Genomic DNA, 462 nt, shown 5'->3' with positions numbered 1-462 from the left:
TCACCGGCGACAACGTGACCATGTACGGCCTCTTCGTCGAGCACTACCAGAAGTACCAGACCATCTGGAACGGCAACGGCGGCCGGACGTACTTCTACCAGAACGAACTGCCGTACGACCCGCCCAACCAGGCCGCCTGGATGAACGGGTCGACCCGGGGCTACGCCGCGTACAAGGTGGCCGATTCGGTGACCAGCCACCAGGCGTTCGGGCTGGGTAGCTACAGCTACTTCAACGTCAATCCCGCGGTCGTGGAGGAGCGGGCCTTCGAGGTGCCCAACAACCCGAACGTGCGCTTCACGAACATGGTGACCGTCTCGCTCGGAGGCGTCGGCACCATCAACCGGGTAATCAACAACGCCGGTGGCACCGCGAACGCGGCCAACCAGCAGGTGTACCTGACCACCTACCCCTGACCGGGGCGCCCGCGCCGGCCCGATCCTCCGGGACCGGGTCGGCCGG

The 462-nt window shown here is 66.0% G+C and carries 1 pseudogene; it reads left to right on the top strand.

The window, feature by feature from the left end:
• Positions 1 to 416: pseudogene (locus tag F8279_RS29905) on the top strand (sialidase); the annotation flags it as partial.
• Between the last annotated feature and the right edge of the window lie 46 nt (positions 417 to 462).

This window comes from Micromonospora sp. AMSO1212t (assembly GCF_008868145.1).
Classification (GTDB): Bacteria; Actinomycetota; Actinomycetes; order Mycobacteriales; family Micromonosporaceae; genus Micromonospora; species Micromonospora tulbaghiae.
Note: the sequence above shows the minus strand (reverse complement) of the source record. Positions and strands in the feature narration are given on the sequence as shown.